5 protein-coding genes and 2 tRNA genes are annotated in these 5,897 nt (G+C 66.6%); 5 read left to right on the forward strand and 2 right to left on the reverse strand.

Annotation, left to right across the window (positions count from 1 at the left end; all coding sequences use genetic code 11):
* The 5 genes from AC04L7_RS11050 to AC04L7_RS11070 form a co-directional block, all read left to right on the forward strand.
* A partial coding sequence (locus AC04L7_RS11050; protein ID WP_475513006.1) for a S16 family serine protease occupies positions 1-1,233 on the forward strand: 1,233 nt, incomplete at its 5' end.
* Between the two features lie 122 nt (positions 1,234-1,355).
* Positions 1,356-1,730 (forward strand): HU family DNA-binding protein, encoded by a 375-nt coding sequence (locus tag AC04L7_RS11055; protein WP_296280065.1) that lies wholly within the window; start codon positions 1,356-1,358, stop codon positions 1,728-1,730.
* 34 nt (positions 1,731-1,764) lie between these two features.
* A tRNA-Val gene (locus AC04L7_RS11060) sits at positions 1,765-1,839 on the forward strand.
* Between the two features lie 84 nt (positions 1,840-1,923).
* Positions 1,924-2,000, forward strand: a tRNA-Asp gene (locus AC04L7_RS11065).
* Between the two features lie 170 nt (positions 2,001-2,170).
* Positions 2,171-4,147, forward strand: a complete 1,977-nt coding sequence (locus AC04L7_RS11070) for a SurA N-terminal domain-containing protein (RefSeq protein WP_475513007.1) — start codon at positions 2,171-2,173, stop codon at positions 4,145-4,147.
* Positions 4,148-4,213: 66 nt separating this feature from the next.
* On the opposite strand, the gene AC04L7_RS11075 is transcribed toward AC04L7_RS11070, so the two are convergent.
* Together AC04L7_RS11075 and gloB are read right to left on the reverse strand one after the other, a co-directional pair.
* Positions 4,214-5,395 carry a lytic transglycosylase domain-containing protein gene (locus AC04L7_RS11075; RefSeq protein ID WP_435997720.1) on the reverse strand — a complete coding sequence of 394 codons (1,182 nt, stop codon included), beginning with the start codon at positions 5,393-5,395 and terminating at the stop codon, positions 4,214-4,216.
* On the reverse strand, positions 5,392-5,897 hold a 506-nt coding region (gloB, locus tag AC04L7_RS11080; protein ID WP_475513008.1), incomplete at its 5' end, for a hydroxyacylglutathione hydrolase. The genes gloB and AC04L7_RS11075, both read right to left, overlap by 4 nt.

The raw sequence follows: 5,897 nt of genomic DNA on the forward strand, positions 1-5,897 counted from the left end.
GTGCAGAACCTCAACAAGACCGGCAGCAAGAACCCGCTGTTCGTGCTCGACGAAATCGACAAGATGTCGATGGACTTCCGCGGCGATCCGTCTTCCGCCCTGCTCGAGGTACTGGATCCGGAGCAGAACAACGCCTTCAACGACCACTATCTCGAAGTGGACCTGGACCTGTCCGAAGTGATGTTCGTCGCGACGTCGAATTCGCTGAACATCCCGGGGCCGTTGCTGGATCGCATGGAGGTCATCCGCATCCCCGGTTACACCGAGGACGAGAAGGTCAACATCGCACAGCGTTACCTGGTGCCCAAGCAGCTGAAGGCGAACGGGCTGAAGGCCGAGGAACTGAAGATCGCCGAGGGCGCGATCCGCGACCTGGTGCGTTACTACACGCGCGAGTCCGGCGTGCGCAACCTCGAGCGCGAAGTCGCGAAGATCTGCCGCAAGGTCGTCAAGGAGCTCGCGCTTGCGGGCCCCAGGCCGGCCACGTCCAAGAAGAAGCCTGCCGCGATGCAGGTCACTGCGAAGAACCTGGACAAGTACGCCGRCGTGCGCCGCTACGACTTCGGGCGCGCCGAGGAGCAGAACGAGATCGGCCTGGTGACGGGCCTCGCGTGGACCGAAGTCGGTGGCGATCTGCTGCAGATCGAAGTCGCGCTGGTTCCGGGCAAGGGCGGCATGTTGCTGACCGGCCAGCTGGGGGACGTCATGAAGGAATCCGGTTCCGCCGCGATGTCCGTGGTGCGCGGGCGCGCGGTGAGCCTGGGCGTGGATGCGGAATTCCTGCAGAAGCACGACGTGCACCTGCACGTACCGGACGGTGCGACACCCAAGGACGGTCCGAGCGCGGGCATCGCGATGGTGACCGCACTGGTGTCCGCGTTGACGCGCAATCCCGTTCGCGCCGACGTGGCGATGACCGGTGAGATCACGCTGCGCGGACGCGTCACCGCGATCGGCGGGTTGAAGGAAAAGCTGCTCGCGGCCCTCCGTGGCGGCATCACCACCGTCATCATCCCCGACGAGAACAAGAAGGACCTGGCCGACATCCCCGCGAACGTCACCGACGGCCTGAAGATCGTGCCGGTGAAGTGGATCGACGAAGTGCTCGATCTGGCGCTCGAGCGACCGTTGGCACCCGTGCCCGCCACCGGCAACGACGGTGGAGGAAGGGCGGTGGCGACAACGGGCAAGGGCAAGGGCAAAGGCTCGCCGCAACCCGGCGTGAAGCATTGACCAAGGCGACGGGCGGTGCGTGTCATCGCCCCGAAACCCGCGTCATTGCTGGGTTTTCGGCTTGCGTGCCATTTTTCGCGCTGGTATAACGACGACACCCGCATGCACGAGGCGACGCCTCGATGCGCGTGGACATCACGACCGGCTCCCGCGAGACAAGCGAAGGCCCACGTTCCGGGTTCCGGTCACTCATTCCGCGGTTGTGCCGCACAGGGAGTTACTCAATGAACAAAACCGAATTGATCGATGCCGTCGCCGACGAAGCCGAAGTGTCCAAGGCCGAAGCCGGCCGTGCCGTCGACGCCGTCATCTCCAGCATCACCAAGGCCCTGAAGAAGGGCGACAGCGTGACGCTGGTCGGCTTCGGCACCTTCCAGGTCCGCAAGCGCGCCGCTCGTACGGGCCGCAACCCGAAGACGGGCGACACCATCAAGATCAAGGCGTCCAAGAACCCCGCGTTCAAGGCTGGCAAAGCCCTGAAGGATGCCGTAAACTAATCGACTCGCTGCCGATGGCAGGGTGCGATCACCCGGGTGCTTAGCTCAGCGGTAGAGCGTCTCCCTTACACGGAGAGGGTCGGGGGTTCGAAACCCTCAGCACCCACCACATCGGGGCGATGCAGGATCAAAAAAATTGTCGGACGGTCTAGCGGAAGTTGCGCAAATCGTCTTACAATGTTCGTCTCAGCGCGGAGTGGTAGTTCAGTCGGTTAGAATGCTGGCCTGTCACGCCGGAGGTCGCGGGTTCGAGTCCCGTCCACTCCGCCATTTCACCCAAAAAGCCCGCGAAAGCGGGCTTTTTGCTTTCCGGCTGTCGCACTGTGTTCCCCCCGTGCGATTCGATGCCCTGAGGGCGCGGTGAGTCCGCCGGACGGCGAGACGCGCGTGCAACGGCACGGTAAACTGCGCGGCTGAACGAATTCGGATCCCGTGCGCACATGCTGCAGAAACTCCGCGACAAAACCTCTGGCTGGGTCGCCAGCCTGATCCTGGGGCTGCTGATCATTCCGTTCGCCTTCGTGGGCGTGAACGAGTACATGACGGGCGGGACCGCCAGCGATGTGGCCCTCGTCGAGGCACCGCCGACATGGTGGGAGTCCGCTCCGCAGTGGTGGCCTGTGTCGATGGTCTGGCAGCRCGAGGAAGTGACGCAGGACGATTTCCGCGAGGCGTTCGAGCAGGCACGCCAGCAGCAGCGCCAGGCACAGGGCGAGGCATTCGATCCGCGCGAGTTCGAAAGCGCGGACAACAAGCGCAAGGTGCTCGAGCAGCTGATCGACCAGAAAGTGCTTGCACTGGGCGCCAAGCGCGCCGGCATCGTCGTGGGCGACGCGGCGGTGCAGAAGATGATCATGAGCGAGCCGGCGTTCCAGGTCGACGGCAAGTTCAGTCCCGAGCAGTACCAGATGTTGCTGTCGTCGCAGGTGCCTGCGATCTCGCCGGTGCAGTTCCAGGAACAGCAGCGCGAGCGGCTGCGCATGATGTTGTTGCCGCAGGCCATCGGCGAGTCCGACTTCACCACCGAAGGCGAGCAGGCGCGCATGTGGAAGTTGCTGGGCGAGACCCGCGATATCGGCATCGCGCTGCTGCCGCCGGTGGCGGAGGACAGCGCCGAGGTGACCGACGCACAGATCAAGGCGTGGTACGACGGCCACAAGAGCGATTTCAAGCAGCCTGAGCAGGTGTCACTCGAGTACGTGGAGATCAACGGCGCGACGCTGCCTGTCGCCGCGACCGCCGACGAAGCCGCGCTGCGCAAGCGCTACGAGGCGGAGAAATCGCGCTTCATGTCGCCGGAGCAGCGCGTGGTCGCCCATATCCTGATCGCGGTCGATGCGGGCGCCGACGCCGCCACGCAGAAGAAGGCCGAAGAGAAGGCTGCGGCGCTGGCCAAGCAGGCCCGCGAGGGCGCGGATTTCGCGGCCTTGGCGCGCGCCAATTCGGACGATCCGGGGTCGAAGGACGCGGGCGGCGAACTGCCGCCGTTCGCGAAGGACGGCTCGATGGTCAAGCCGTTCGAGGATGCGGCGTTCGCCATGCAGGCCGGCGAGATCCGCGGCCCGGTGAAGAGCGACTTCGGTTACCACGTGCTGCAGCTGAAGCAGGTCAATCCCGGCGCAGGCCGCAGCTTCGAAGACGTGCGTGGCGAGCTGGCCGCGGAAGAAGCCAGCGGTGAACGTGACCGTGCCTACAACGACCTCGCGGGTCGCGTGGTCAACGAAACGTTGAAGAATCCGACGGCGCTGGCGCCCGCAGCGGCGGCGACCGGCCTGCCGCTGCAGAAGGTGGGTCCGTTCTCCCGCAACGACCCCCAGGGCATCGCGACGGTGCCCGCCGTGCTGCGCGCCGCGTTCTCCGACACGCTGGTGCAGGACGGCACCATCAGCGATCGGATCGAGATCGCCCCCAACCACAGTGTCATCATCCGCGTCGCCCAGCACACGCCCGAGCAGGCGCTGCCGCTGGACAGGGCGCGCGATGCGGTGGTGTTCGCCATCCGCCAGGACCGTCGCGAGAAAGCCGCGCGCGCCGCCGCCGATGCCCTGCTCGCACGCGTGAAGAAGGGCGAGTCGCTCGCCACCATCGCCGCTGCGGAAGGCCTGCGCTTCAACGAACTGCCGGGCCTGCGTCGCGGCATGCCGATGCCGACGGCCGAAGCCAACGAGGCGATCTTCGCCGCCGGACGGCCGGCGGAGGGGAAGGTTGTCGCCGGCCAGGTGGCCCTGGGCCAGGGCGCCTATGCCGTCTTCACCGTGAACAAGGTCACCGATGGCGCCATCGCGGACATGCCGGCCGAAGAGCGCGCGACGATGCAGCAGCAACTGATGCAGCTCAATGGCGGCATCGCGACGCAGGCGTACGTGGACGCGTTGCGCAAGCGTTTCAAGGTCAAGGTCTTCGAAGAGCGGCTCTGAGCCCGACCGATGTTGGATCCGAATCCCGCCGACCGGCGGGATTCTTCTTTGTGGCGAGCCTCGTCGCTACTCTGCGGCGCTGTCCAGCTTCAGCACCATGCCAGGACGCAGCACGGCATTTGCCTTCAGGTCATTCAGCTGTAGAAGCCGCTCGGGCGTAAGTCCGTGGCGACGTGCGATGGTCCACGCCGAGTCGCCACGCTGGACCGTATGCGTGCGTGCGCCCGCGGCGGCGCCTCCGGTGGCGCGAGCGTCGTCTGTGGCGAGGGCCAATGGCGCCGGCGCGGCGGCCTCGTCCGCGCTCGCGTACGTCGGCGCCAGCAGCCGGATCGGCTTGGTGCCACGGCTGAATCGACCGGAGAGCGCGGGATTGAGGCGCGTCAGCAAGGCGAGTGGTTGATGGTGCCGGGTGGCCCAGGCCTCGAGCGTGGCATCGCCTGGCAGCACATGGACCGCCAGGCGCGGCACCGGGCGATCCATCTGTTTGAGCCACGCATCGCGATCGTCGGCCTGCTGGAAGATGCAGGCCAGCGCGTGCAGCTTCTCCACGTAGGCGTAGGTGATGCCGGACAGGCCGGGCAACTCGGCGGGACGCGCATTGCGGGCGTTCATGCCGGCACGGCGCATGGATTGCAGGACGCGGTATTCGCCGGCGTTGTAGGCCATCACGGCCAATCGCCAGTCGCCGCCGAACATGCCGTGCAGGGTCTTGAGATAACGGACGGCGGCCTGGGTGGAATCCACGGGCGACAGCCGGCCGTCGTAACCCTCGCGCATCGGGACTCCATGGTTGCGCGCGGTGATGCCGATGAACTGCCACAACCCCGCCGGGCCTTGGGGATTGCGCGCGCCGGGCTTGTATCCGCTCTCCACGAACGGGATGAGCGCGAACTCGGTCGGCAGCTGCGCTTCGCGCAATGCGTCGACCACGTAGCCGAACAACGGCAGCACGTCGTCTTCCGCGCGCGCGAGTTGTCCGGGCGCATGGCTGAAATGCTTCTTCCAGCGCCCCTGGGTCGCCGCGCTGTCGCACGTCGGATCGGCCAGCCCGTCGCGGAAGCGCTGGTAGATGTCCAGGCCGCTGCGTTGATCGCCGGCGGCGAGCGGGGAGGGGTCGACGGCAAGTACGTCGAGCGTCGCCGGTGCGTTCTCCGCCGTCGCTGGATCCGCGGCAACGACGGTCTGAGATGCCAGCGCGAGGCCGGTCGCCAGCAGTCCGGCAAGGGGCAGGGCACGGGGATGTTTCATGCGCGGAAGTCGTTCTTCCACTGCCGCAGGGTCGCGAAGGTCTCGATCCGATCGACCGGCGGCCGGCCGAGGCGGTGGGAGATGGTGGCCTGGACCTCGGCGCTGTCCACGCGCAGGAAAGGATTGGTCGCGCACTCGCTGGCCAGCGTCACCGGCAGGCTGGGACGGCCCGCTTGGCGCATGGTGCGGACGTCTTCGATGCGTTGCCGCAGGGCCGGGTTGAGCGGGTCCACGGCAATCGCGAACGCGCCGTTGGCCAGGGTGTATTCGTGGCCGCAACAGACCAGCGATGCACCGGGCAGGGCGGACAGGCGATCCAGCGATTCGAGCATCTGCGACGGCGTGCCCTCGAACAGGCGACCGCAGCCCAGGCTGAACAACGTATCCCCGCAGAACAGGTGCAGCGGACCGTCGCCGCCGCCGCCATGGAAGGCGATGTGGGTGCGCGTGTGTCCAGGCACGGCGAGCACCGACAGCGCCCAGTGCTTCACCCGTACGACAT

Source organism: Pseudoxanthomonas sp. LjRoot204_2 (genome assembly GCF_056175765.1).

Coding starts and splice junctions, on each gene's coding strand:
- AC04L7_RS11055 (WP_296280065.1), top strand. CDS start 1,356: ATGCGCGTGGACATCACGACCGGCTCCCGCGAGACAAGCGAAGGCCCA.
- AC04L7_RS11075 (WP_435997720.1), bottom strand. CDS start 5,395: ATGAAACATCCCCGTGCCCTGCCCCTTGCCGGACTGCTGGCGACCGGC.